Raw genomic sequence first — 24,358 nt, 5'->3', positions numbered from 1 at the left:
TGCGCTAATGTAAGGAGAAAACCAACTCCCAGGGCATATACCACAGATTCGCGAGCACCATCAGCAACAGGGCGCACCAGGTGGCGCTCATTCCGGAGCGACGCCAGCTGAAAAGCCGGTGGTGAAAACCGTAGGAGTGCATCAGTCGTCCGGCAATCAGCAAGATACCGCAGACGTGCACCATCCAGTTCTGCGCGCCATTCATCTCCATAAACAGCAGCAGGATGATGCCAATGGGGACATACTCAACGGCGTTGCCGTGCACGCGGATAGCAACCTGTAGTTCGCTAAACCCTCCGTCACCATACCCGACGTGGTATTGCGTGCGCAGACGTACAACATCAAAAGAAAACTTAATTAGCAATAACGCACCCAACACCGCGTACAGCGCGCTGACCATACAAAAAACTCCCTTTCACTCTTTGAGATGGCTCCGATTAGCATAGCAGGATATCAGAAAAGCGCGGTTTGCTGCGGAATTGACGGTGCGCTCCCGACCTCTGGCATCACCCGGCGTAAATCTTCCCAAAGCGTGCTGACCAGCTCCGGGGCCTGTGCGATGTCCGGGGTGTGGAGAAATAAATAGGGCGTTGTCGACTGACGCCATTTGGCTAAGGTCTGCAGCCAGACGCCAAACAGCCGGTGATTGTGGACCATGTCATCGCTGCCGATAAAGCGAACCAGCGGATTCCCCGCCGTGACCACGGCATGAACCGGAAGCTTGGGTTTTTTACGCTGGGCGTCGATCATGGCCGGATTTCGCGCGACGGCGCTATGCACCGGGCGGCTGTCGAGGATGGCGCGATTCACGTTACGCTGATGCAGCCCGCGATTGAGCGCCTTTTCGGCGTCCCCTTTGGCGAAAAACTCCGGATGCCGCACTTCGACGCCATAGGTGAATGAGGTCGGCAGAGTATCGAGAAAGTGCCACAGGGCAGGGAGGTCGCCGGGGCCAAAGGTGGCGGGCAGCTGCAGCCAGTACTGGCCAATACGCGTTTCCAGCGGCGCCAGACGAGTAAAAAACTCGTGGCTCAAGTCGTCGCAATGGCGCAGGGCGGCCTGATGCGAAATGGTGGCCGGGAATTTAAAGCAGAAGCGAAAATTATCGTGGGTTTGCTCATACCAGCGGGCGACGATTTCCGCCTTCGGCAGGGCGTAAAGGGTGGTATTGCCCTCTACGCAGTTAAAATGGCGAGCATACTCTTCAAGGCTGGTGATGCCCAGACGCACCCACTTCGGGTGCGACCATTGCGGGAGCCCGATATAAATCATAAGGCGGAGAGAACGTCCTCGGTGCTGCGCACGCGGGCGATGCGCGGGAAAATATGGGTCATGCTGCCCTGGTGCTGCTCGGCTGAGGCGGCGCTGCAGGCGTCTTCGACGATAACCAGGTTGAAGCCCAGCTCCCAGGCATTACGCGCGGTGGATTCAACGCCGATGTTGGTGGAGATGCCGCAGAGAATAATGGTATCAATACCGCGACGGCGTAGCTGTAGTTCGAGGTCGGTACCATAGAAGGCGCCCCACTGGCGTTTGGTGACTTCGATATCGCCGTCCTGTTTACCCAGCGCCTGCGGCCAGGCCCACCAGTTGTCCGGCAGGGCGTGCCCGCCGGCCTGCGCGTCAACCGGCTGTTTCAGCGCTTCGGCAAAATCAGCGGACCAGCCGACGCGGACCATGATGACCGGCGAGCCTTGTTGACGGCACTTTTCGGCCAGACGGGCTGCGCGCGTTACCACGTCATCGGCACGATGCGGCCCGCCGGCGAAGGGCAAAATACCCTCTTGCAGATCGATGACAACGAGCGCAGTTTTTTTCGCATTGAGTTCTAACATGGTATCCCCGTATCTTCTTCTGTGGTTTGACCGTTACAATACCGTTGCCGATCCGGCTCATGGGTAACAATTTTTGTTAATTTTTGTGAGCACAGGCAATAAGCGTACAGCAAAGCAACGTACAAACTGCATCGGGCTTATCGTGCGGCGGAAATTCTATTATAATGGCCGCCTTTTTTCATTCAGTTGTGACATTCAGCTAAAGCTGCGACTCCGTCGCCTGCGAGGCAGGCACAATCCGCCTGCGGCTAAGTTAAGGGATATCTCATGCGTACAGAATATTGCGGACAGCTACGTCTGTCCCACGTGGGGCAGCAGGTGACTCTGTGTGGTTGGGTCAACCGTCGTCGTGATCTTGGTAGCCTTATCTTCATTGATATGCGTGACCGCGAAGGCATCGTGCAGGTGTTTTTCGATCCGGATCGTGCGGAGGCGTTAAAGCTGGCTTCCGAACTGCGCAATGAGTTTTGCATCCAAATCACCGGTACCGTACGCGCGCGCGACGAAAAAAACGTCAACAGCGAGATGGCCACCGGCGACATCGAAGTGCTGGCCTCTTCGCTGACGATCATCAACCGTGCAGAAGCGCTGCCGCTTGACTCCAATCACGTCAACACCGAAGAAGCGCGACTGAAATACCGTTACCTGGACCTGCGTCGTCCGGAAATGGCTCAGCGCCTGAAAACCCGTGCGAAAATCACCAGCTTCGTGCGCCGCTTTATGGACGATCACGGTTTCCTCGATATCGAAACCCCGATGCTGACCAAAGCGACCCCGGAAGGTGCGCGTGACTATCTGGTTCCGAGCCGCGTGCACAAAGGCAAATTCTACGCGCTGCCGCAGTCTCCTCAGCTGTTTAAACAGCTGCTGATGATGTCCGGTTTTGACCGTTACTATCAGATAGTTAAATGCTTCCGTGACGAAGACCTGCGTGCAGATCGCCAGCCGGAATTCACCCAGATCGATGTGGAAACCTCCTTTATGACCGCGCCGCAGGTTCGTGAAGTCATGGAAGAGCTGGTTCACAAACTGTGGCTGGACGTGAAGGGCGTCGATCTGGGCAAATTCCCGGTGATGACCTTTGCGGAAGCCGAGCGCCGCTTCGGTTCTGATAAGCCGGATCTGCGTAACCCGATGGAGCTGGTCGATATTGCCGACCTGGTGAAGGCCGTGGAGTTTGCCGTCTTCTCCGGCCCGGCCAATGATGCCAAAGGGCGCGTCGCTGCGCTGCGCGTGCCGGGTGGCGCTGCGCTGACCCGTAAACAAATTGATGAGTATGGCAAGTTCGTGCAGATCTATGGCGCGAAAGGCCTGGCTTACATGAAAGTTAACGAGCGTGCGAAAGGTCTCGAAGGCATCAACAGCCCGGTAGCGAAATTCCTCACCGCAGAAATCGTTGAGGCGATCCTTGAGCGCACCGGCGCCCAGGATGGCGACATGATTTTCTTCGGCGCCGACAACAAGAAAGTGGTTGCCGATGCGCTGGGCGCGCTGCGTCTGAAGCTGGGTAAAGACCTGAGTCTGACCGACGAAACCAAATGGGCGCCGCTGTGGGTGATCGACTTCCCGATGTTCGAAGATGATGGTGAAGGCGGTCTGACCGCGATGCACCACCCGTTCACGTCGCCGAAAGACATGACCGCGGAAGAGCTGAAAACCGCGCCGGAAACCGCGATCGCCAACGCCTACGATATGGTGATCAACGGTTATGAAGTGGGCGGCGGTTCCGTCCGTATCCACAATGGCGACATGCAGCAGACGGTATTCGGCATCCTGGGCATCAACGAACAGGAACAGCGTGAAAAATTCGGCTTCCTGCTGGACGCGCTGAAATACGGTACGCCGCCGCACGCGGGTCTGGCCTTCGGTCTTGATCGTCTGACCATGCTGCTGACCGGTACCGATAATATCCGTGACGTTATTGCCTTCCCGAAAACCACCGCCGCGGCCTGTCTGATGACCGAAGCGCCGAGCTTTGCTAACCCGACTTCCCTGGGCGAGTTAGGTATTCAGGTTGTGGCGAAAGAGACAAAAGAGTCTCCGGAGAATAAGTAAGATGTCATTCAAGCTTCCCGTTTCCGTTCTGGTGGTCATTTATGCCGAAGATACGAAGCGGGTGCTGATGTTGCAGCGACGCGACGATCCCGCCTTCTGGCAGTCGGTAACCGGCAGCCTGGAAGCGGGGGAGACCGCAGCGCAAGCCGCCGTGCGTGAAGTAAAGGAAGAGGTCGCGATTGATGTTGCTCATGAGCAGCTGACCTTAATGGACTGTCAGCGCACGGTGGATTTCGAGATATTTTCTCATTTACGTCATCGCTACGCGCCGGGCGTTGAGCGCAATACGGAGTTTTGGTTCTGTCTTGCGCTCCCTCATGAACGCCAGATTGTCTTCACGGAACATCTGGATTACCGCTGGGTCAATGCGGCAGACGCTGCCGCATTGACCAAGTCGTGGAGTAACCGGCAGGCGATTGAAGAATTTGTAATTAACGCCGACTAGTCTTCCCAGCCGTTTGCAGGTCGAAAGGCTGTGGGAAGCAGGCATTTTTGGAGAGTTTTTTATGGCAGGTCATAGTAAATGGGCCAACACCAAACACCGCAAAGCGGCACAGGATGCCAAGCGCGGTAAGATCTTTACTAAAATCATTCGTGAGCTGGTTACCGCAGCGCGCCTGGGCGGCGGCGATGTCGCTTCCAACCCGCGTCTGCGTGCGGCAGTGGATAAAGCGCTGTCCAACAACATGACCCGCGACACGCTGAACCGCGCTATCGCCCGTGGCGTAGGCGGCGATGAAGACGCAAACATGGAAACCATCATTTATGAAGGTTACGGCCCAGGCGGCACCGCGGTCATGGTTGAATGTCTGAGTGACAACCGCAACCGTACCGTGGCTGAAGTGCGTCACGCTTTCAGCAAAACCGGCGGCAACCTCGGTACCGATGGTTCCGTGGCCTATCTGTTCAGCAAAAAAGGGGTGATCTCTTTTGAAGCGGGCGACGAAGACGTCATCATGGAAGCCGCGCTGGAAGCCGGTGCGGAAGACGTCGTGACCTATGACGATGGCGCGATTGACGTCTACACCGCGTGGGAAGAGATGGGCGCGGTGCGCGATGCGCTGGAAGCAGCTGGCCTGAAGGCTGACGCGGCCGAAGTATCGATGATTCCTTCAACCAAAGCGGATATGGACGCGGAAACAGCGCCTAAACTGCTGCGTCTGATCGATATGCTGGAAGACTGCGACGACGTGCAGGAAGTGTATCATAATGGCGAGATCTCTGATGAGGTCGCAGCAACGCTGTGATACCCGTAATCTTTCAGCCCACAGCGGTGTTGGCTCTCCCCGCTCACCCCGGTCAGGGAGTGAATCTACGCTCCCGGGGATTCGCGGCAGGGCCGCCTGGCTGTGAACTGAAATATTCAGGGGCTCAGGGATTAGTTATTACCGGAGGTGCGTGATGGCGATTATTCTCGGCATTGACCCGGGGTCACGCATTACCGGTTATGGCGTGATTCGTCAGGTCGGGCGACAGCTGAGCTATCTTGGCAGCGGCTGTATTCGGACCAAAGTCGACGATTTACCGTCGCGCCTGAAGCTGATTTACGCTGGCGTGACGGAAATTATCACCCAGTTTCAGCCGGACTATTTCGCCATTGAGCAGGTGTTTATGGCGAAAAACGCCGACTCAGCGCTGAAGCTGGGGCAGGCGCGCGGCGTGGCGATTGTCGCGGCGACCAATCAGGACCTTCCGGTCTTTGAGTATGCCGCAAGGCAGGTTAAGCAAACCGTGGTCGGCATCGGCAGCGCGGAAAAAAGCCAGGTGCAGCACATGGTGCGCACGCTGCTTAAGCTTCCCGCCAACCCCCAGGCGGACGCGGCGGATGCGCTGGCTATCGCCATTACCCACTGCCACGTCAGTCAGAACGCGGCTCAGATCAGCGAGACGCGGCTCAATCTGGCGCGTGGCCGCTTACGATAACCTCAAATCAGGCTGGATATTCATCCAGCCTTTTTTTATGATACCGCAGATACTTTAGCCCTTAACGCAGGAGCTCCATGTGATAGGCAGACTCAGAGGCATCGTTCTCGAAAAACAACCCCCGCTTGTATTACTGGAAACGGGAGGCGTGGGCTATGAAGTACATATGCCAATGACCTGTTTTTATGAACTGCCGGATGTGGGCAACGAGGCCATCGTTTTTACCCATTTTGTCGTTCGCGAAGATGCGCAGCTGCTCTATGGTTTTAATAACAAGCAGGAACGCACCCTGTTTAAAGAGCTGATTAAAACCAACGGCGTCGGGCCAAAGCTGGCGCTGGCGATTCTCTCCGGCATGTCGGCGCAGCAGTTTGTTAATGCCGTAGAGCGTGAGGAGCTGGCTGCCCTGGTGAAACTGCCGGGTATCGGCAAGAAAACCGCTGAGCGTCTGATCGTTGAAATGAAAGACCGGTTCAAAGGTCTGCACGGCGATCTGTTTACGCCAGCGACGGATCTGGTGCTGACTTCACCGGCTGGCCCGTCTGATGACGATGCGGAGCAGGAAGCGGTTGCCGCGCTGGTGGCGCTGGGCTATAAACCTCAGGAGGCCAGCCGGATGGTGAGTAAAATCGCGCGCCCGGATGCCAACAGTGAAATGCTAATTCGTGAAGCGCTCCGCGCCGCGTTGTGAGGTAAGGGATGATTGAAGCAGACAGGCTGGTTTCAGCAGACAGCACCGGGTTTGAAGAGTCGGCCGATCGCGCAATCCGCCCCAAATTACTGGCAGAGTATGTCGGTCAACCGCAGGTGCGTTCGCAAATGGAGATTTTTATCCAGGCGGCAAAGCTGCGCGGGGATGCGCTCGATCACCTGCTGATCTTTGGCCCGCCGGGGCTTGGGAAAACCACCCTGGCAAATATCGTCGCCAATGAGATGGGCGTCAACCTGCGCACCACCTCCGGTCCGGTGCTCGAGAAGGCGGGCGATCTGGCCGCCATGCTCACCAATCTCGAACCCCACGACGTGCTGTTTATTGATGAAATACACCGCCTTTCGCCGGTGGTGGAAGAGGTACTGTATCCGGCGATGGAAGATTACCAGCTGGATATCATGATCGGCGAAGGGCCAGCGGCGCGGTCGATCAAAATCGACCTGCCGCCGTTTACCCTGATTGGCGCCACGACGCGCGCGGGGTCGTTAACCTCGCCGCTGCGTGACCGTTTCGGAATTGTACAGCGGCTGGAGTTTTACCAGGTCCCTGACCTGCAGCATATCGTCAGCCGCAGCGCCCGCTTTATGGGCCTGGAAATGAGCGACGAAGGGGCGCTGGAAGTGGCGCGCCGGGCGCGCGGTACGCCGCGTATCGCCAACCGTCTGCTGCGCCGGGTACGTGACTTTGCCGAGGTACGCCACGATGGCACCATATCGCTGGACATCGCCGCCCAGGCGCTGGACATGCTGAATGTTGATGCGGAAGGGTTCGATTATATGGACCGCAAACTTTTGCTGGCGGTCATCGATAAATTCTTCGGCGGCCCCGTCGGCCTGGATAACCTGGCGGCGGCGATTGGCGAAGAGCGGGAAACGATCGAGGATGTTCTGGAACCGTATCTGATCCAGCAAGGCTTTTTGCAGCGCACGCCGCGTGGGCGGATGGCGACGGTACGCGCCTGGAATCACTTCGGCATCACGCCGCCGGCAATGCCGTAATCTGCCTCCCGGCAGGTGAGCTGTGTCCATGTCCCGGCAGGGAGGATGACCCCGGTCGACTCGGCGTGACCGGGGAAGAGGGCATCGGTCAGGTGGCCGATTTTTTCATCATGCTGAAGATAAACAGCAGCGCGGCGCACAGCACCACGGACGGGCCAGCGGGGGTATCGTAAAATGCCGAGAAGGTCAGCCCACCGGTCACCGCGATAATCCCCACCCCAACGGCAGCTGCGGCCATCTGCTCCGGCGTACGGGCAAAGCGGCGCGCCGTGGCGGCAGGAATGATCAGCAGCGAGGTAATAATCAACGCGCCGACGAACTTCATGGCGACGCCAATGGTCAGCGCGGTGACCAGCATCAGCAGCAGTTTCACCCGCTGCAGCTTCACGCCATCGACAAACGCCAGATCGGGGCTGATGGTCATCGATAGCAAGTTGCGCCACTGCCAGAGCAGGATCGCCAGCACAATCACCACGCCAATGGCGATAGAGATCAAATCTTCCGGCGTTACCGCCAGTAAATCGCCAAACAGATAGGCCATCAGGTCGACACGAATATTCGACATCAGGCTAACCACTACCAGACCCAGCGACAGCGCGCTGTGCGCCATAATCCCCAGTAAGGTATCGAGCGCCAGATGCGGGCGTTTTTCCAGCCACACCAGGCCGCCTGCCAGCATTAAGGTCACGGCGATCACCGCATAAAACGGATTCACGTTAAGCAGCAGGCCGAAGGCCACGCCAAGCAAAGAGGCATGAGCTAACGTATCGCCGAAATAGGACATCCGGCGCCAGACCACGAACGACCCGAGCGGTCCTGCCGCACAGGCAAGCATAATACCGGCCAGCCAGCCGGGTAACAGGAGTTCAATCATCAGCGCTCATTTCCCCTACGCAGTACAATCCGCCCCTGCAGGTCATGGCGGTGATTATGATGGTGGCGATAGATCCCCAGCTGTTCCGCCCCGCGCTGGCCAAACATCGAGATAAACTGCGGATGCAGGGAGACCACTTCCGGGGTGCCGGAACAGCAAATATGTTGATTCAGGCACAGCACCTCATCGGTTTTCGCCATCACCAGATGCAGATCGTGGGAGACCATCAGCACCGAACAATCCAGTTCCTGACGCAGCTGGTTTATCAGATCGTACAAGGCAACCTGTCCGTTAACGTCGACGCCCTGCGTGGGTTCATCCAGCACCAGCAGCTGCGGCTGGTTCAGCAGGGCCCGGGCCAGCAGCACGCGCTGGGTCTCGCCACCGGAGAGTTTTTGCATCGGCGCTTCAATCAGGTGCCCGGCCTGGACACGTTTCAGCGCCGGCAGGATATCCTGCTTGCGGGTGCCGGGACGTAAGCGCATGAACCGGCTGACGGTCAGCGGCATCGTGGCATCCAGATGCAGTTTTTGCGGGACGTAGCCAATCCGCAGATTGTTCTCGCGCTTGATAACACCGTCACTCGGTGCTACCAGTCCAAGAACCACCCGCACGAGCGTGGATTTGCCTGCGCCATTAGGGCCGAGTAAGGTCAAAATTTTGCCGGGCTTTAGCGTCAGCGAAATGTCAGACAGTACGCGTCGTTGGCCGAAGGCGACCGAGACGTTTTCGAGAGTTACAAGATTTGTCATGTCAAATTAGGGGTTGCACAAGCGAGTGAATGTTATAATATCACATCTTTCTCATTCATTACGATGACTAGACGCATTATGTTACATAAAAATACGCTTCTTTGCGCTGGACTTGGCGCCGTTTTTTTGTTCGCTCAGACCTCTACGGCGAATGCCGCCGTGGTTACCTCAATGAAACCCTTAGGCTTTATCGCTTCCGCTATCGCTGATGGAGTCACGGAGACCCAGGTGCTCCTGCCTGACGGCGCTTCAGAGCATGATTATTCACTGCGTCCTTCCGATGCAAAACGCTTACAGAACGCAGACTTAGTGGTCTGGATTGGTCCAGAGATGGAAGCATTCATGGACAAGTCAACGCAAAGCATTGCGTCGAATAAAAAGGTGACCATTGCTGAGCTCGCCGGCGTGAAACCGCTGCTCATGAAAGGGGCGGATGACGACGATGACGATCATGGCCACGAACACGCCGCAGGTGAAAATAGTGACGGCGATCACCATCATGGTGTTTACAATATGCATCTGTGGTTATCCCCAGAGATAGCGCGGCTTTCAGCGGTTGCAATCCACGATAAATTATTGGAACTTATGCCGCAGAGTCGAGCCAAACTTGACGCTAACCTGAAAGAATTTGAGGCAAAATTAGCTTCAACCGATAAGCAGGTGAGTAACGAGCTCGCACCGCTGAAAGGAAAAGGGTATTTCGTTTTTCATGATGCCTATGGCTACTTTGAAAAACACTACGGTCTGACCTCACTGGGGCATTTTACCGTAAACCCTGAAATACAGCCCGGTGCGCAGCGTTTACACGAAATCAGAACACAGCTGGTTGAGCAAAAAGCCACGTGCGTTTTTGCTGAGCCACAGTTCAGGCCAGCCGTTATAGAAGCTGTTGCCAGGGGCACCTCTGTGCGCATGGGGACTCTGGACCCTCTTGGTACCGGGATTAAGCTGGGTAAAGAAAGTTACCCGCAGTTCCTCGACCAACTGGCGAAACAGTATTCGAGCTGCCTGAAAGGAGATTAACGAGGAAGTGAATACGTGCAACAGATAGCCCGCGCTGTCACTCAGGCATTCAACAATTTGCCACGACCTCACCGCGTCATGCTGGGGTCGTTGAGCGTTCTGACATTAGCGGTCGCCGTCTGGCGACCCTATATCTACCATCCGGAATCCGCCCCTATCGTCAGGACGATTGAGCTGGAAAAAAGCGAAATCCGTTCTCTGCTGCCGGAAGCCTCCGAGCCTATCGACCAGGCGCCGCAGGAAGAAGAAGCCATTCCTCAAGATGAACTGGATGATAAAGCCGACAGCGAGTCAGGCGGTCACGAATATGTGGTCTCCACTGGCGATACGCTGAGCAGCATCCTCAACCAGTACGGCATCGATATGGGCGATATCGCCCAGCTCTCCTCAGCCGACAAAGAGTTGCGCAACCTGAAAATTGGTCAGCAGCTCTCATGGACCTTAACGGCAGAGGGGGATTTGCAAAGTCTGACGTGGGAAATGTCGCGTCGTGAAACCCGCACCTACAACCGGGTCGCGAACGGCTTTAAAATGAGCAGCGAGCTGCAGAAAGGGGATTGGGTCAACAACGTGCTGAAAGGCACCGTGGGCGCCAGCTTTGTTGCCAGCGCTCGTGAAGCCGGACTGACCAGTACGGAAGTGAGCGCGGTGATCCGGGCGATGCAGTGGCAGATGGACTTCCGCAAGCTGAAAAAAGGCGATGAGTTCTCGGTATTGATGTCGCGCGAAATGCTTGACGGGAAACGGGAACAGAGCCAGCTGCTGGGCGTGCGTTTGCGTTCAGAGGGCAAGGATTATTACGCGATTCGTGCGGAAGACGGTAAGTTCTACGATCGTAACGGTACCGGTCTGGCGAAGGGCTTTATGCGCTTCCCGACGGCGCGCCAGTTCCGCGTCTCTTCGAACTTTAATCCGCGTCGTCTGAATCCGGTGACCGGGCGCGTCGCTCCGCACCGCGGCGTCGATTTTGCGATGCCGCAGGGGACGCCGGTTCTGGCGGTCGGCGATGGTGAAGTGGTGGTGGCTAAGCGCAGCGGCGCGGCGGGATACTATGTGGCCGTACGCCATGGCCGTACCTATACCACCCGCTATATGCACCTGCGTAAACTGCTGGTGAAACCGGGGCAGAAAGTGAAGCGCGGCGATCGTATTGCGCTGTCGGGTAACACCGGACGTTCTACCGGTCCGCATCTGCACTATGAAGTGTGGATTAACCAGCAGGCCGTGAACCCATTAACGGCGAAACTGCCGCGTACCGAAGGGTTGAGCGGTTCCGATCGCACCGATTATCTGGCGCAGGTCAAAGAGGTCATCCCGCAGCTGCGGTTTGACTAGCAGAATGTCAATGCAAGCCGGTGCCTGTCGCGCGCCGGCTTTTTCTTTTGTAGGTTCCCCATCGTATCGCTAAACTATACCCACAATAAGTCGTCTTACGGCTTCTGAGGCTGCAACTTGCGGTTTGACGGGATTACCCCATTATCTTTTTTTATGCAGTACGGCTGTGGACTGGGCATGGAAACGAAAAAAAATAATATTGAGTTTATTCCAAAGTTTGAAAAATCCTTTTTACTCCCGCGCTACTGGGGCGCCTGGCTGGGGGTTTTTGCGTTTGCCGGCATTGCCCTGACGCCTCCCTCTTTTCGCGATCCGATCCTCGGTAAACTGGGACGTGCGGTGGGTCGGCTGGCGAAAAGCTCGCGCCGTCGTGCGCAGATAAACCTGCTGTACTGCTTCCCGGAAAAGAGCGAGCAGGAGCGCGAGGCTATTATCGATGAAATGTATATGTCGGCGCCGCAGGCGATGGTCATGATGGCCGAGCTGGGTCTGCGGGATCCTGCACATATTCTTTCCCGCGTCGACTGGCAGGGCAAAGAGATCATCGAAGAGATGCAGCGCAATAACGAAAAGGTGATCTTCCTGGTGCCGCACGCCTGGGGAGTGGATATTCCGGCCATGTTGATGGCCTCGGGCGGTCAGAAAATGGCGGCAATGTTCCATAACCAGGGGAATCCGGTCTTTGACTACGTGTGGAATACCGTCAGACGTCGCTTTGGTGGGCGCATGCACGCGCGTAACGATGGCATTAAACCGTTTATCCAGTCGGTCCGCCAGGGCTACTGGGGCTACTATTTGCCCGACCAGGATCACGGTGCCGAGCACAGCGAGTTCGTCGATTTCTTCGCGACCTATAAAGCCACCTTACCGGCGATTGGCCGGCTGATGAAGGTCTGCCGCGCGCGCGTGGTGCCGCTGTTTCCGGTCTATGATGGTAAAACCCATCGTCTGACGGTGCTGGTACGTCCGCCGATGGATGACCTGCTGGACGCCGATGATCACACGATCGCGCGACGAATGAATGAAGAGGTCGAGATTTTCGTCAAGCCGCATACCGAGCAATATACCTGGATCCTCAAGTTGCTGAAGACGCGTAAGCCGGGGGAAATCGAGCCTTATAAGCGCAAAGAACTCTTCCCGAAAAAGAAATAGCGTCAGCCTGTGCCTCCACCGGCGTAGTAAAAGAGAGCCGATGAACCTGCCGGGTTCATCGGCTGTATTGTTTGAGTAAAGCCGTCTGCTCGCTAATCAACCGGTAGCGATATTCCGGTCGACCGGTGAGGCCGTAGTGATTATTGGTGAAGAGAATCCCCGTCTTTTCCAGCCAGATTAAATACTTACGGCACGAAACTCTGGAGATTTGCAGCGCGTTGGCGATCTCATTTGTCGAGAAGGCGTTCTCCTGATGGCTATCAATCCATTGGCACACCAGGCGCAGCGTTTGCGGCGTTAATCCCTTAGGTAAGCGGCGGGCGTTATCCGGGCGCTGAATACCGCTGCGCAGTAAATCGTCAACATCGGACTGCTCGTAGCGGGATTTGGCGTGCTGCAGCTCGCGTCGTTTGCGCCATGTCAGCAGCGCCTCTTCAAAACGCGGGAACTGAAACGGTTTAATTAAATAATCAACCACGCCATAGCGCATCGCCGTCTGGACGGTTGCCGCATCGGCGGCGGAAGTAATCATGATCGCATCGATACTGCGGGCGCTCGTACGCAGGATGGGCAGCAGATCCAGTCCGTTCTCTCGCTGCATGTACACATCCAGCAGGATCAAATCGATCGCGGGTACATGGTTCAGCATCTGCTCAGCTTCCGCCAGCGTTGAGGCGATACCACAGCAGCGAAAGTCGGCGACCCTGCTGATAAACAGCCGGTTCAGCTCTGCAACCATCGAATCATCATCCACAATAAGCACATTGAACATGCGCGGTTCCTTTGACTATCGGGAAGCAGGGGAGTCGACGCCTGGATGCTTCCCGCAGGATTAATGAAGGAACGTGTCGCTACAGCGATGAACGCTTATAGGAGGTGTAACGCGCGTGCCAGAAGGTGTTATCAATATTCGCGATCAGCTCTTCCTCGCTGAGTTTTTCGGCGACGCCTTCGGCCTGGGCCACCAGAGCGACATCAAGAGCAATGGCCCGGGAAATCATCTCAATCTCTTCCACCGGGGGTAATAACCCGCCTTTGCCGGTGGTGGCTAACGGCGAGTGGGCCGCCAGCGTTTTACTGCAGGTTATCAGCATGGCTTCGGTGACGCGCTCCGCCTTGGTCGCCAGGATGCCTAACCCCAGTCCAGGGAAAATATAGGCGTTGTTGCACTGAGCGATATCGTAGGTCGTCCCCTGACAGAACACCGGTTCGAACGGGCTGCCGGTGGCGATCAGCGCGTTACCCTGAGTCCATTCCAGCAAGTCTTTCGGCTGCGCTTCGGCGCGGGAGGTTGGGTTAGAGAGCGGCATCACGATCGGCCGTGGGCAGTGGCGGTGCATCTCTTTGATTATCGCTTCGCTGAACAGACCTGGCTGGCCGGATACGCCAATAAGCACGGTCGGGTGCACATTGCGCACCACATCCATCAACGACAGGTTGGCAGAGGTTACATCCCAGTGGGCCATAGCGTCCCGCGGCGTCACGAGGCTTTGCTGAAAATCGAGCAGATTGGGCATCTCATCGGTCAGTAAACCAAAGCGATCGACCATGAAGACCTGGCTGCGGGCTTCTTTCTCCGATAAACCATCATCAACCATCAGCGCAATAATTTTTTCGGCAATACCGCAGCCGGCGGAACCGCCGCCGAGGAACACAACCCGCTGGTCGCGCATACGGGTGCCTGCCACCGCGGCGGCGGCAATCAACGTACCGGTCGTGACGGCGGCTGTTCCCTGGATATCATCGTTGAAACAGCACAGCTGGTTGCGATAGCGATTAAGCAGGCGGCTGGCATTCTTCTGGGCAAAATCTTCGAATTGCAGCAGGACATGCGGCCAGCGACGTTTTACCGCATCGACAAACCTATCCATAAACTCCATATACTGATCGTCGTTAATGCGCGGATGACGCCAGCCCATATACAGCGGGTCTTCGAGGTGCTTCGCATTGTTGGTTCCGACATCCAGCATCACTGGCAGCGTCGCAGCGGGATGAATGCCGCCGCAGGCGGTATACAACGAGAGTTTACCAATCGGAATGCCCATCCCGCCGATACCCTGATCGCCCAGGCCAAGAATACGCTCGCCATCGGTAACGACGATCACCTGAATATCGTGGCGGGAGAAGCCCTGCAGCATCTCGTCAATGTGATGCCGGTTAGGCCAGGAAATAAACAGACCGCGCCCGCGACGATAAATTTCGGAGAAGTGTTCGCAGGCTTCTCCGACGGTTGGCGTATAAATCACCGGCAGCATCTCTTTCATATGACGGCGTAGCAAGTGATAAAAGAGCGTCTCGTTAGTATCCTGAATATTCCGCAGATAGATATGTCGGGAAATATCGCGCTTAAATTCACTGAACTGCTTCCACGCGCGCTCCGTCTGTTCTTCGATAGTTTCAACATTATGCGGAAGTAATCCCTGGAGATTAAATGCCGTTCTTTCCCCCTCGGTAAAAGCGAGCCCTTTATTTAACAGCGGATTTTCCAGCAGCACTGCGCCATTGTAAGGGGTATATAATGTTTCTTTGACTAACATTTGATAACTCCTGAACATTGTTTAAATAAAAACAGGTTTAACTTGATAGAAATGTTGCCCTGAGACGGTAATTAAGAAATTAAATAAATCATGATGCCTTCGGTGACCACGCCAATGGCGGTGCCGAGTAAAATAGAGGATGAGGCCGGCTCAATATAAGTATCGCTGCGCAGCGCAAACATACCGGCAGCGATGGCTGAAGGGGTGGCGCCAATGATAATGACCTGCTGCATCAGCGTATGGCTGAGACCAAAAGCCAGGCCTGCCGCGGCCATCATGGCGGGCTGAAGCAGATTTTTAATACTGATGTTGGTGCAGGTCTGAATATTAACCGTCGGGCGTTCTCCATAAAACAGCAGGCCAAGAGCAAACAGCGACAGGCCGCCGGCAATTTTCCCGACCATTTCAATCGGCATGCTGAGCATATGGGGAAGCTGTACGCCTGCAAGGCTCAGCAGCACCCCCGAGATCGGGATCCAGACGATAGGGTTTCTGATGGCTTTCAGCAGGTTTTGCACAATCAGCTTACCCGCATGAATTTTCTCTCCATCGCCAGCGGCATGTTTATCGCCCATCCGAATCAGGATTATCGTCAGGGGAATCATGAAGACGCTGGTGATTAAGTTGCCGATAAGCACGCCAAGAAACCCTTCGGGCCCAATCAGGACGGCAAGGACCGGCGCACCGAAATAGGCCATATCAGGAAATGCGCACACCAGGGACTGGAGCGCGCTGGTTTTGATGTCATGGCGGAATACGTAGCGCGAGATCAGCAGGGTAAGGAAATAAGACCCCATCAGGCCAATCACTAATACCGCCATAAAGGCGAAGTTTTTAATTTTATCCGGGTTGGTATTTAATGCGCCTATAAAAAGATGAAAGGGCAGAGCAAACCGAATGACGACGGTGGCTAACACCGAAGCATCTTCACGACGGGTATAGCCTAACTTACCGCTGAGCCAACCGAGTAACATGATAAAAACTAATGGGAACAATGATTGTAATAGCAGCGTAGGCATACATTATCCTGAAAATAGGCTGTAGGGTTACTTGTGGTTTTTAATCTAACGATCCCCTATGGAATGAAAGGTGATTGAAATCACAGTGGCGGGTATTTAAATAATTTCGCCTTGGGAACTTTACTTACAAATAGCGGCGCGGAGATTAACTCCTTGTTTTTCATGACTGCCGATAATTAAATGTCGTGACTGATAACTTTAGCTACGCCGTAATAATTTAAATTACTTAAATGGGAGTTTCTAACTCAGTCACAAAGTCGTGAAGGAAGGGCGTGGTTTTCTTTTTTAGCGAAAACTCCTGTGCTACCGTTTATCTGGTTTTAATTCGCATGCTTCTTCATTTTTTTGTTTTTTTATTTTTATTTTACTGCGCAATTTTAATATTGCGCCTCGATCCTACGCCATCTATTACAATTCAGGTGCAACATGAAAAATAATTCACTCAACCATCCGGTAGAACAAACGCACTCGAGTGGGCAAACTCCGCGTTTCTTATCCAACGTTGACGTCGGCGCCGTACCTTTAACGTTGTTTGTCGGTATCGCAACGATTGTCGCCGTCTCATCAATGGCGGGACTGTTGCCAAAGAACATGATTGGCGGGCTGGCGGTCATTATGACCCTGGGATTCGCTCTGGCCAAAATCGGCCGAATGGTGCCGGTGCTTAAAGATATCGGCGGTCCGGCCATTTTGTGTTTGATGATGCCGTCGGTGCTGGTCTATTTCGGGGTATTTGATCCCCATACTCTGGGCACCGTGCATCTGTTGATGAAAGAGGCCAATTTACTCTATTTTGTCATCGCCTGCCTGGTGGTCGGCAGTATTCTGGGCATGAACAGAACCATTCTTATCCAGGGTATGGTGCGCATGTTCGTTCCGCTGGTGGTGGGGACCGGGGCGGCGATCGCGACGGGCCTGCTGGTGGGCAGCTTATTCGGCTACAGTCTTTACCACACCTTTTTCTTTATTATCGTGCCGATTATCGGCGGCGGTATTGGGGAAGGGATCCTGCCGCTGTCGCTGGCCTATTCGGCGATCCTTGGGCAAACCCCGGACGTGTATGTTGCACAGCTAGCGCCCGCTGCGGTGGTGGGGAATATCTTCGCCATTATCTGCGCCGGCTTTCTGGCACGCCTGGGCGTCCGCCGGCCGGCGCTGTCCGGTGATGGTATGTTGATTCGCAGCCATGATGATAACCACGTTTTCTCGCAGTCTCAGGCAGGGCAGCCTACCGATTTCCAGCTGATGGGGGCCGGGCTGCTAATGATCTGCGCATTTTTCATCGTTGGCGGGCTGCTGGAGAAAGTGCTGCACATCCCGGGACCGGTATTGATGATTCTGGCCGCCGTTCTGTGCAAATACAGCAAAATTATCCCCGCCGCGATGGAGCTGGGGGCGCATAGCTGCTACAAATTTGTCTCCGCCGCCCTCGTCTGGCCGCTGATGATCGGCCTTGGGATGCTGTATGTCCCGCTGGAGAGCGTGGTTTCCGTCTTCTCCATCGGCTACGTGGTGGTTTGCGGTTCCATCGTCATTGCCATGGCGTTAAGCGGATTTTTCATCGCTTCCCGGCTGAATATGTATCCTGTTGAAGCGGCGATTGTCACCAGCTGCCACAGTGGACTGGGCGGTACCGGGGATGTGGCGATCCTCTCGGCATCGAATCGCATGTCGCTGATGCCATTTGCGCAGATTGCCACCCGTATCGGCGGCGCCTCAACGGTGATTGCCGCGACATTGCTGCTGAGCTGGATTGTCTGATTGCGGATAAAAAAAACCTGCCGGCATGATGCTGGCAGGTTAGGCGTTCACCACGAGGTCGATATTACTCGACGGTCAGAATACGCGTGGTGTTGGTGCTGCCGATGGTGCTCATCACGTCACCCTGGGTCACGATAACGAGGTCACCCGAGACCAGATAGCCTTTATCACGCAGCAGATTCACCGCATCGTGCGCCGCAGCGACGCCGTCGTTGGTGCTGTCGAAGTGAACCGGTGTCACGCCGCGATACAGGGCGGTCAGGTTCAGCGTACGTTCATGGCGGGAGAGGGCGAAAATGGGCAGGCCAGAGCTAATGCGTGAAGTCATCAGCGCGGTACGACCGGACTCGGTCATGGTGATGATCGCGGTGACGCCTTTCAGGTGGTTCGCCGCATACATCGCTGACATGGCAATCGCCTCTTCAACGTTGTCGAACTGGATATCCAGACGATGTTTGGAGACATTGAGGCTTGGGATTTTTTCGGCGCCCAGACAGACGCGCGCCATCGCGGCCACGGTTTCTGACGGATACTGACCGGCGGCGGTTTCCGCAGAGAGCATCACGGCATCGGTACCATCGAGGACGGCGTTGGCAACGTCCATGACTTCCGCGCGGGTTGGCATCGGGTTAGTAATCATCGACTCCATCATCTGAGTCGCGGTGATGACTGAACGGTTCAGCTGACGAGCGCGGCGAATCAGGGCTTTCTGAATACCCACCAGTTCCGGATCGCCGATTTCCACGCCAAGGTCGCCACGGGCAACCATCACCACGTCGGAGGCCAGAATAACGTCGTCCATCGCGTCCTGATCGCAAACCGCTTCCGCACGCTCGACTTTCGCGACGATCTTCGCATCGCAGCCGGCTTCACGCGCCAGGCGGCGGGCATAGTTCAGGTCTTCGCCACAGCGTGGGAAGGAGACGGCCAGGTAATCAACGCCGATTTTCGCCGCGGTGACGATGTCAGCCTTGTCTTTCTCAGTCAACGCTTCGGCGGACAGGCCGCCACCCAGTTTGTTGATCCCTTTATTGTTTGACAGCGGTCCGCCGACGGTGACTTCGGTGAACACCTTCAGACCCTGAACTTCGATCACTTTCAGCTGTACGCGGCCATCGTCCAGCAGCAGGATATCGCCTGGCACGACGTCCGCCGGCAGGCCTTTATAATCAATACCGACTTTCTCTTTGTCGCCTTCGCCTTTACCCAGCTCTGCATCGAGGAGGAATTTGTCGCCGATATTAAGGAAAATTTTGCCTTCTTTGAAGGTGGATACGCGAATTTTCGGGCCTTGCAGATCGCCGAGGATGGCCACGTGACGGCCCAGTTTTGCCGCGATTTGACGGACTTTATCTGCACGAATCTGATGATCTTCCGGGGTACCGTGAGAGAAGTTCATACGTACCACGTTAGCGCCTGCGGCGATCACCTTTTCAAGGTTATTATCACGATCGGTTGCCGGGCCTAAGGTCGTTACGATTTTGGTTCTGCGAAGCCTTCTGGACATGTAATACTCCGTTGACTAAAACAACTTTGGTGTTGCGTGAACATGGAATCGGCGGTGCCGGTCAGCAATGTCGCTCTGCCGGAACGTAACCGAAGGTGTAATGGGTCACTACCTAATTATCAAGTTTTATGGGTTGTCGCTGTGTACAGGCAGCTCTTTATCAAAACGCGATTCCTTCAATGCTTCCTTGACCCTCTTCAAGTTATCTCTGAATTTCGCTCCTCGACGGAGGGTAAAGCCGGTGGCCAGCACATCTATGACCGTCAGTTGGGCAAGACGTGAAACCATGGGCATATAGATATCCGTATCTTCGGGGACATCAAGCGTAATCGACAAGGTTGCCTCTCGCGCCAGCGGGGTACCCGCCGACGTGATGGCGATGACCATGGCATCGTTTTCACGCGCCAGCTGCGCCAGTTCGACCTGGCTTTTCGTCCGGCCAGTATGTGAGATAATCACGACAACGTCATCATCATTGCAATTCATACAGCTCATGCGTTGCAGGACAATGTCGTCGGAGTAGATAACCGGAACGTTAAAACGGAAAAATTTGTTCATGGCGTCATGAGCGACGGCTGCCGAAGAACCGAGGCCAAAGAAGGCAATTTTCTTGGCCTGGGTCAGGAGGTCGACGGCGCGATTGACCGCTGACATATCGAGAGAGTGGTGGACCTGATCTAAACTGGCCATGGCTGACTCGAAAATTTTTCCCGTATAGGACTCTACGCTGTCGTCTTCATCGACATTGCGGTTAACATAGAGAGTACCGTGTGCCAGGCTTTGTGCCAGGTGAAGTTTAAAATCGGGAAAGCCGCGGGTTTCCAGGCTCCGACAAAAACGGTTAACGGTCGGTTCACTGACGCCAGCTTCCAGCGCCAGGGCCGCAATGCTTGAATGAATCGCCTGAGCTGGCGTAGCAAGAATGACTTCCGCCACTTTGCGTTCGGATTTGCTAAGGTGTTCCAGCCGGGACTGGATTTTTTCCAGCATATTCATGGGTAACGGAGCGCTCATCAGTGGAAGCGATTTCATTAATGGATGAAATCATCAGGCGTTTTAGCAAGAATATACCCCTCCGTTACGCTAAGCGGGGAGGAATGACGTTAAAAAATGTTGTTTTTTTTCATTACATGATCAGAGTCGTATTTTATTAACTTAAAACCGGTCGAAAGAACGAACAGGTTTAGCCGCTTGCCCAAATAGTCGCCGAAACTTTTCTCCGCGTGCGGTTTAGCGCCGGGAATGGCGGCCTGAGGGTTTCGGGAAGTTCGTAAACACAGTACAGTGCAGTGTAAGAAAATTACAAATATAGCCTGGCATAAGCACCAGACTATCAACTGAGGAGAATGACATGGCGGTAACGCAAACGGCCCAGGCATGCGATCTGGTCATTTTCGGCGCGAAGGGTGACCTGGCGCGGCGTAAATTGTTGCCTTCCCTGTATCAGCTCGAAAAAGCTGGCCAGATCAACCCTGAGACCCGGATTATCGGGGTCGGACGTGCTGACTGGGATAAAGATGCTTACACCAGGGTCGTACGTGAAGCGCTTGAAACCTTCATGAAGGAAAAGATTGATGAAGGTTTGTGGGACACCCTGAGCGGACGTCTGGATTTTTGTAACCTCGATGTGAACGATACCAAAGCGTTTTCCCGTCTGGGCAAAATGCTGGATCAGGAAAACCGCGTCACCATCAACTACTTTGCCATGCCGCCAAGCACTTTTGGCGCCATTTGCAAAGGCCTCGGCCAGGCGAAACTGAACGCCAAACCTGCGCGCGTGGTGATGGAAAAACCGCTGGGCACCTCTCTGGATACCTCCCGCGAGATCAACGATCAGGTCGGCGAATTCTTCGAAGAATGCCAGGTTTACCGTATCGACCATTACCTCGGCAAAGAAACGGTGCTCAACCTGCTGGCGCTGCGCTTTGCGAACTCCCTGTTTGTCAATAACTGGGACTGCCGCACGATCGACCACGTTGAAATCACCGTCGCGGAAGAAGTGGGTATCGAAGGCCGCTGGGGTTACTTCGATCAGGCCGGGCAAATGCGCGACATGATCCAGAACCATCTGCTGCAGATCCTGTGCATGATCGCGATGTCGCCGCCGTCAGACCTCAGTGCCGACAGCATTCGTGACGAAAAAGTCAAAGTGCTGAAGTCGCTGCGCCGTATCGACCGCTCCAACGTACGTGAGAAAACGGTCCGCGGCCAGTACACCGCCGGCTTCGCCCAGGGTAAAAAAGTCCCGGGCTACCTCGAAGAAGAGGGGGCGAACAAATCCAGCAATACCGAGACCTTTGTGGCTATCCGCGTCGATATCGATAACTGGCGCTGGGCCGGCGTGCCGTTCTACCTGCGTACCGGTAAACGCCTGCCGACCAAATGTTCTGAAGTGGTGGTTTATTTTAAAACCCCGGAGCTGAACCTGTTTAAAGAGAACTGGCAGGAGCTGCCGCAGAACAAGCTGACGATTCGCCTGCAGCCGGATGAGGGCGTGGATATTCAGGTCCTCAACAAAGTGCCGGGTCTTGACCACAAACACAATCTGCAGATAACCAAGCTGGATCTGAGCTATTCGGAGACCTTCAACCAGACTCACCTGGCGGATGCCTATGAACGTCTGCTGCTGGAAACCATGCGTGGTATCCAGGCGCTGTTCGTGCGTCGCGATGAAGTCGAAGAGGCGTGGAAGTGGGTTGACTCCATTACTGAAGCCTGGGCTGCCGATCGCGATGCGCCGAAGCCCTATCAGGCAGGTACCTGGGGGCCGGTCGCCTCTGTGGCGATGATCACCCGCGACGGTCGTTCCTGGAACGAATTTGAATAGTTTGCGCGTTATCCGGAGGAGTTATTTTACCGGTAACATGATCTGACGCAGCAAGTCGCATAATTTTTGCTCTTTTAAGCCCCGGGAGGATTCACCCCCGGGGCTTTTTTTATTACACTGCGGATAGATATTTTGCCGCTGAGCTGCAGTGTTGGTGCCTTTCACCTTCTAAGAGGTTGCTAAAATGCTGTGGCCGGACAGATAAAAATTCAGGAGCCTTTATGAATTCGACAATGTTACGGGTAACAAATCGCATTATCGAACGGTCGCGCGATACCCGCACCGCCTACCTCGCACGGATTAACCAGGCGAAGACGGATACCGTCCATCGCGCGCAGCTGGCGTGCGGTAATCTCGCCCACGGCTTTGCTGCCTGTCAGTCGGACGATAAAGCCTCGCTGAAAAGCATGTTGCGTAACAATATCGCCATCATCACTTCTTACAACGACATGCTGTCCGCCCACCAGCCCTATGAGTATTACCCGGATATCATCCGCAAAGCGCTGCATTCGGTGAATGCGGTAGGCCAGGTCGCGGGAGGCGTACCGGCGATGTGCGACGGCGTCACCCAAGGGCAGGACGGGATGGAACTCTCCCTTCTGAGCCGCGAAGTGATTGCAATGTCGGCCGCGATCGGCCTGTCGCATAATATGTTCGACGGCGCGCTGTATCTGGGCGTATGTGACAAAATTGTCCCCGGACTGACGATGGCCGCGCTCTCCTTTGGCCACCTGCCGTCAGTATTCGTGCCGTCTGGCCCGATGGCCAGCGGCCTGCCAAATAAAGAAAAAGTACGCATCCGCCAGCTGTATGCCGAGGGTAAAGTCGATCGTATGGCGCTGCTGGAGTCTGAAGCGGCCTCCTACCACGCCCCGGGTACCTGCACATTTTACGGCACGGCGAACACCAACCAGATGGTGGTGGAATTTATGGGCATGCAGCTCCCGGGCTCGTCGTTTGTGCATCCGGATGCCGAATTGCGCCAGGCGCTGACCGCCGCCGCCGCACGCCAGGTAACGCGCATGACCGGTAACGGTAATGAATGGATGCCGCTGGGCAAAATGTTTGATGAGAAAGTGGTGGTGAACGGGATCGTTGCGCTGCTGGCAACCGGCGGTTCGACCAACCATACGATGCACCTGGTCGCAATGGCTCGCGCGGCGGGCATTATCATTAACTGGGATGATTTCTCCGATCTCTCCGATGTTGTGCCGCTGCTGGCGCGCCTTTACCCGAACGGTCCGGCGGATATTAACCACTTCCAGGCCGCGGGCGGCGTACCGGTGCTGGTTCGTGAGCTGCTGAAAGGCGGTCTGCTGCACGAAGATGTCAACACCGTAGCCGGTTTTGGTCTCTCCCGTTACACCATGGAACCGTGGCTGAATAACGGCGAGCTGGACTGGCGCGAAGGGGCGACGGCGCCATTAGACGATCAGGTTATTGCGACTTTCGACAAGCCATTCTCTCGCCATGGCGGGACGAAAGTGCTGAGCGGCAACCTCGGGCGTGCGGTGATGAAAACCTCGGCCGTACCGGTTGAGAACCAGATCATTGAAGCCCCGGCGGTGGTGTTTGAAAGCCAGCACGACGTTTTGCCTGCTTTCGAAGCCGGAATGCTGGACAAGGATTGCGTGGTGGTTGTTCGCCATCAGGGGCCAAAAGCGAACGGCATGCCAGAATTACATAAACTTATGCCGCCACTTGGTGTATTATTGGACCGCCGTTTCAAAATTGCGCTGGTTACCGATGGTCGACTCTCTGGCGCATCTGGCAAGGTCCCGTCAGCAATCCACGTTACGCCTGAAGCGTACGATGGTGGGCTGCTGGCAAAAGTACGTGATGGCGATATTATCCGCGTCAACGGGCAGACGGGCGAACTGACGCTGCTGGTGGATGACGCTGAGCTGGCTGCACGCCAGCCGCATGTTCCTGACCTCAGCGGTTCGCGCGTCGGGAGCGGCCGGGAAATGTTCGCAGCGCTGCGTGAAAAACTCTCCGGAGCCGAACAGGGCGCAACCTGCATCACTTTTTAAGACGATACAATTTGT

The 24,358-nt window shown here is 55.4% G+C and carries 22 protein-coding genes; 12 read left to right on the top strand and 10 right to left on the bottom strand.

The genetic code is table 11. The annotated features are described in order from the left end of the window. Positions 1-4 precede the first annotated feature (4 nt). From MC50_RS25330 to MC50_RS25320, 3 genes are read right to left on the bottom strand one after another with little or no spacing between them, the layout of a single operon-like run. Positions 5-400 carry an MAPEG family protein gene (locus MC50_RS25330; protein WP_004864064.1) on the bottom strand — a complete coding sequence of 132 codons (396 nt, stop codon included), beginning with the start codon at positions 398-400 and terminating at the stop codon, positions 5-7. Positions 401-453: 53 nt separating this feature from the next. Further along, entirely contained in the window at positions 454-1,272 is an 819-nt protein-coding gene (locus MC50_RS25325) for a DUF72 domain-containing protein (RefSeq protein WP_032699337.1), read from the bottom strand. Further along, positions 1,269-1,835, bottom strand: coding sequence for a hydrolase (locus MC50_RS25320; protein WP_032699338.1), 567 nt, complete (start codon positions 1,833-1,835; stop codon positions 1,269-1,271). Before MC50_RS25320 ends, MC50_RS25325 begins: the two co-directional genes overlap by 4 nt. 267 nt (positions 1,836-2,102) lie before the next feature. On the opposite strand from MC50_RS25320, the gene aspS reads away from it, so the two are divergent. From aspS to ruvB, 6 genes are all read left to right on the top strand, one after another. Further along, positions 2,103-3,890 (top strand): aspartate--tRNA ligase, encoded by a 1,788-nt coding sequence (aspS, locus tag MC50_RS25315; RefSeq protein WP_032699340.1) that lies wholly within the window; start codon positions 2,103-2,105, stop codon positions 3,888-3,890. 1 nt (position 3,891) lies between these two features. Further along, a complete protein-coding gene (gene nudB / locus MC50_RS25310) occupies positions 3,892-4,335 on the top strand; it encodes a dihydroneopterin triphosphate diphosphatase (protein WP_032686918.1) in 444 nt (147 codons plus the stop codon). A gap of 61 nt (positions 4,336-4,396) precedes the next feature. After that, the gene (locus MC50_RS25305) at positions 4,397-5,137 is read left to right on the top strand and encodes a YebC/PmpR family DNA-binding transcriptional regulator (protein WP_032687322.1); all 741 of its coding nucleotides are present in this window, start codon (positions 4,397-4,399) and stop codon (positions 5,135-5,137) included. 154 nt (positions 5,138-5,291) lie between these two features. Then, on the top strand, positions 5,292-5,813 hold the full coding sequence (gene ruvC / locus MC50_RS25300) for a crossover junction endodeoxyribonuclease RuvC (RefSeq protein WP_004864044.1): 522 nt from the start codon (positions 5,292-5,294) through the stop codon (positions 5,811-5,813). 79 nt (positions 5,814-5,892) lie between these two features. Then, a complete protein-coding gene (ruvA, locus tag MC50_RS25295; protein ID WP_004864039.1) occupies positions 5,893-6,504 on the top strand; it encodes a Holliday junction branch migration protein RuvA in 612 nt (203 codons plus the stop codon). Between the two features lie 8 nt (positions 6,505-6,512). Then, complete coding sequence (gene ruvB / locus MC50_RS25290; RefSeq protein ID WP_032695287.1) at positions 6,513-7,523, top strand: Holliday junction branch migration DNA helicase RuvB; 1,011 nt, start codon at positions 6,513-6,515, stop codon at positions 7,521-7,523. Between the two features lie 88 nt (positions 7,524-7,611). On the opposite strand, the gene znuB is transcribed toward ruvB, so the two are convergent. Then, positions 7,612-8,397, bottom strand: a complete 786-nt coding sequence (gene znuB, locus MC50_RS25285; RefSeq protein WP_032686920.1) for a zinc ABC transporter permease subunit ZnuB — start codon at positions 8,395-8,397, stop codon at positions 7,612-7,614. Next, positions 8,397-9,149 (bottom strand): zinc ABC transporter ATP-binding protein ZnuC, encoded by a 753-nt coding sequence (gene znuC, locus MC50_RS25280; RefSeq protein WP_032686921.1) that lies wholly within the window; start codon positions 9,147-9,149, stop codon positions 8,397-8,399. Before znuC ends, znuB begins: the two co-directional genes overlap by 1 nt. A 78-nt stretch (positions 9,150-9,227) precedes the next feature. Between znuC and znuA the strand changes: the two genes are divergently transcribed. From znuA to lpxM, 3 genes are all read left to right on the top strand, one after another. Then, positions 9,228-10,172, top strand: coding sequence for a zinc ABC transporter substrate-binding protein ZnuA (znuA, locus tag MC50_RS25275; RefSeq protein WP_032686922.1), 945 nt, complete (start codon positions 9,228-9,230; stop codon positions 10,170-10,172). Positions 10,173-10,187: 15 nt separating this feature from the next. Next, positions 10,188-11,507, top strand: a complete 1,320-nt coding sequence (mepM, locus tag MC50_RS25270; RefSeq protein WP_032699367.1) for a murein DD-endopeptidase MepM — start codon at positions 10,188-10,190, stop codon at positions 11,505-11,507. A 177-nt stretch (positions 11,508-11,684) separates the two neighbouring features. Continuing rightward, positions 11,685-12,659, top strand: coding sequence for a lauroyl-Kdo(2)-lipid IV(A) myristoyltransferase (gene lpxM / locus MC50_RS25265; protein ID WP_032695586.1), 975 nt, complete (start codon positions 11,685-11,687; stop codon positions 12,657-12,659). A 55-nt stretch (positions 12,660-12,714) separates the two neighbouring features. Here the strand turns inward: lpxM and dcuR are convergent, their stop codons facing one another. From dcuR to MC50_RS25250, 3 genes are all read right to left on the bottom strand, one after another. Further along, a complete protein-coding gene (gene dcuR / locus MC50_RS25260; RefSeq protein WP_032686925.1) occupies positions 12,715-13,431 on the bottom strand; it encodes a two-component system response regulator DcuR in 717 nt (238 codons plus the stop codon). A 79-nt stretch (positions 13,432-13,510) separates the two neighbouring features. Next, the gene (locus MC50_RS25255; protein ID WP_047665231.1) at positions 13,511-15,196 is read right to left on the bottom strand and encodes an NAD-dependent malic enzyme; all 1,686 of its coding nucleotides are present in this window, start codon (positions 15,194-15,196) and stop codon (positions 13,511-13,513) included. A gap of 71 nt (positions 15,197-15,267) precedes the next feature. Continuing rightward, entirely contained in the window at positions 15,268-16,215 is a 948-nt protein-coding gene (locus MC50_RS25250) for an AEC family transporter (protein ID WP_032686927.1), read from the bottom strand. A 426-nt stretch (positions 16,216-16,641) separates the two neighbouring features. On the opposite strand from MC50_RS25250, the gene MC50_RS25245 reads away from it, so the two are divergent. Then, positions 16,642-17,976: a 2-hydroxycarboxylate transporter family protein gene (locus MC50_RS25245; RefSeq protein WP_032699373.1), complete on the top strand. Its 1,335-nt coding sequence runs from the start codon at positions 16,642-16,644 to the stop codon at positions 17,974-17,976. 64 nt (positions 17,977-18,040) lie between these two features. Here the strand turns inward: MC50_RS25245 and pyk are convergent, their stop codons facing one another. Together pyk and MC50_RS25235 are read right to left on the bottom strand one after the other, a co-directional pair. Then, positions 18,041-19,483, bottom strand: coding sequence for a pyruvate kinase (gene pyk / locus MC50_RS25240; RefSeq protein WP_032686929.1), 1,443 nt, complete (start codon positions 19,481-19,483; stop codon positions 18,041-18,043). A 126-nt stretch (positions 19,484-19,609) separates the two neighbouring features. Continuing rightward, positions 19,610-20,515, bottom strand: coding sequence for a MurR/RpiR family transcriptional regulator (locus MC50_RS25235; RefSeq protein WP_160873290.1), 906 nt, complete (start codon positions 20,513-20,515; stop codon positions 19,610-19,612). A 319-nt stretch (positions 20,516-20,834) separates the two neighbouring features. Here MC50_RS25235 and zwf point away from each other — a divergent pair, with 319 nt between their 5' ends. Both zwf and edd read left to right on the top strand, forming a co-directional pair. After that, positions 20,835-22,310: a glucose-6-phosphate dehydrogenase gene (gene zwf / locus MC50_RS25225; protein ID WP_032686930.1), complete on the top strand. Its 1,476-nt coding sequence runs from the start codon at positions 20,835-20,837 to the stop codon at positions 22,308-22,310. A gap of 221 nt (positions 22,311-22,531) precedes the next feature. Further along, on the top strand, positions 22,532-24,343 hold the full coding sequence (gene edd, locus MC50_RS25220; protein ID WP_032686931.1) for a phosphogluconate dehydratase: 1,812 nt from the start codon (positions 22,532-22,534) through the stop codon (positions 24,341-24,343). Positions 24,344-24,358: the final 15 nt, after the last annotated feature.

The organism is Klebsiella planticola (genome assembly GCF_000783935.2).
GTDB classification, from domain to species: domain Bacteria; phylum Pseudomonadota; class Gammaproteobacteria; order Enterobacterales; family Enterobacteriaceae; genus Klebsiella; species Klebsiella planticola.
Note: the sequence above shows the minus strand (reverse complement) of the source record. Positions and strands in the feature narration are given on the sequence as shown.

Coding starts and splice junctions, on each gene's coding strand:
- MC50_RS25330 (WP_004864064.1), bottom strand. CDS start 400: ATGGTCAGCGCGCTGTACGCGGTGTTGGGTGCGTTATTGCTAATTAAG.
- MC50_RS25325 (WP_032699337.1), bottom strand. CDS start 1,272: ATGATTTATATCGGGCTCCCGCAATGGTCGCACCCGAAGTGGGTGCGT.
- MC50_RS25320 (WP_032699338.1), bottom strand. CDS start 1,835: ATGTTAGAACTCAATGCGAAAAAAACTGCGCTCGTTGTCATCGATCTG.
- aspS (WP_032699340.1), top strand. CDS start 2,103: ATGCGTACAGAATATTGCGGACAGCTACGTCTGTCCCACGTGGGGCAG.
- nudB (WP_032686918.1), top strand. CDS start 3,892: ATGTCATTCAAGCTTCCCGTTTCCGTTCTGGTGGTCATTTATGCCGAA.
- MC50_RS25305 (WP_032687322.1), top strand. CDS start 4,397: ATGGCAGGTCATAGTAAATGGGCCAACACCAAACACCGCAAAGCGGCA.
- ruvC (WP_004864044.1), top strand. CDS start 5,292: ATGGCGATTATTCTCGGCATTGACCCGGGGTCACGCATTACCGGTTAT.
- ruvB (WP_032695287.1), top strand. CDS start 6,513: ATGATTGAAGCAGACAGGCTGGTTTCAGCAGACAGCACCGGGTTTGAA.
- znuB (WP_032686920.1), bottom strand. CDS start 8,397: ATGATTGAACTCCTGTTACCCGGCTGGCTGGCCGGTATTATGCTTGCC.
- znuC (WP_032686921.1), bottom strand. CDS start 9,149: ATGACAAATCTTGTAACTCTCGAAAACGTCTCGGTCGCCTTCGGCCAA.
- znuA (WP_032686922.1), top strand. CDS start 9,228: ATGTTACATAAAAATACGCTTCTTTGCGCTGGACTTGGCGCCGTTTTT.
- lpxM (WP_032695586.1), top strand. CDS start 11,685: ATGGAAACGAAAAAAAATAATATTGAGTTTATTCCAAAGTTTGAAAAA.
- dcuR (WP_032686925.1), bottom strand. CDS start 13,431: ATGTTCAATGTGCTTATTGTGGATGATGATTCGATGGTTGCAGAGCTG.
- MC50_RS25255 (WP_047665231.1), bottom strand. CDS start 15,196: ATGTTAGTCAAAGAAACATTATATACCCCTTACAATGGCGCAGTGCTG.
- MC50_RS25250 (WP_032686927.1), bottom strand. CDS start 16,215: ATGCCTACGCTGCTATTACAATCATTGTTCCCATTAGTTTTTATCATG.
- MC50_RS25245 (WP_032699373.1), top strand. CDS start 16,642: ATGAAAAATAATTCACTCAACCATCCGGTAGAACAAACGCACTCGAGT.
- pyk (WP_032686929.1), bottom strand. CDS start 19,483: ATGTCCAGAAGGCTTCGCAGAACCAAAATCGTAACGACCTTAGGCCCG.
- MC50_RS25235 (WP_160873290.1), bottom strand. CDS start 20,515: ATGAAATCGCTTCCACTGATGAGCGCTCCGTTACCCATGAATATGCTG.
- zwf (WP_032686930.1), top strand. CDS start 20,835: ATGGCGGTAACGCAAACGGCCCAGGCATGCGATCTGGTCATTTTCGGC.
- edd (WP_032686931.1), top strand. CDS start 22,532: ATGAATTCGACAATGTTACGGGTAACAAATCGCATTATCGAACGGTCG.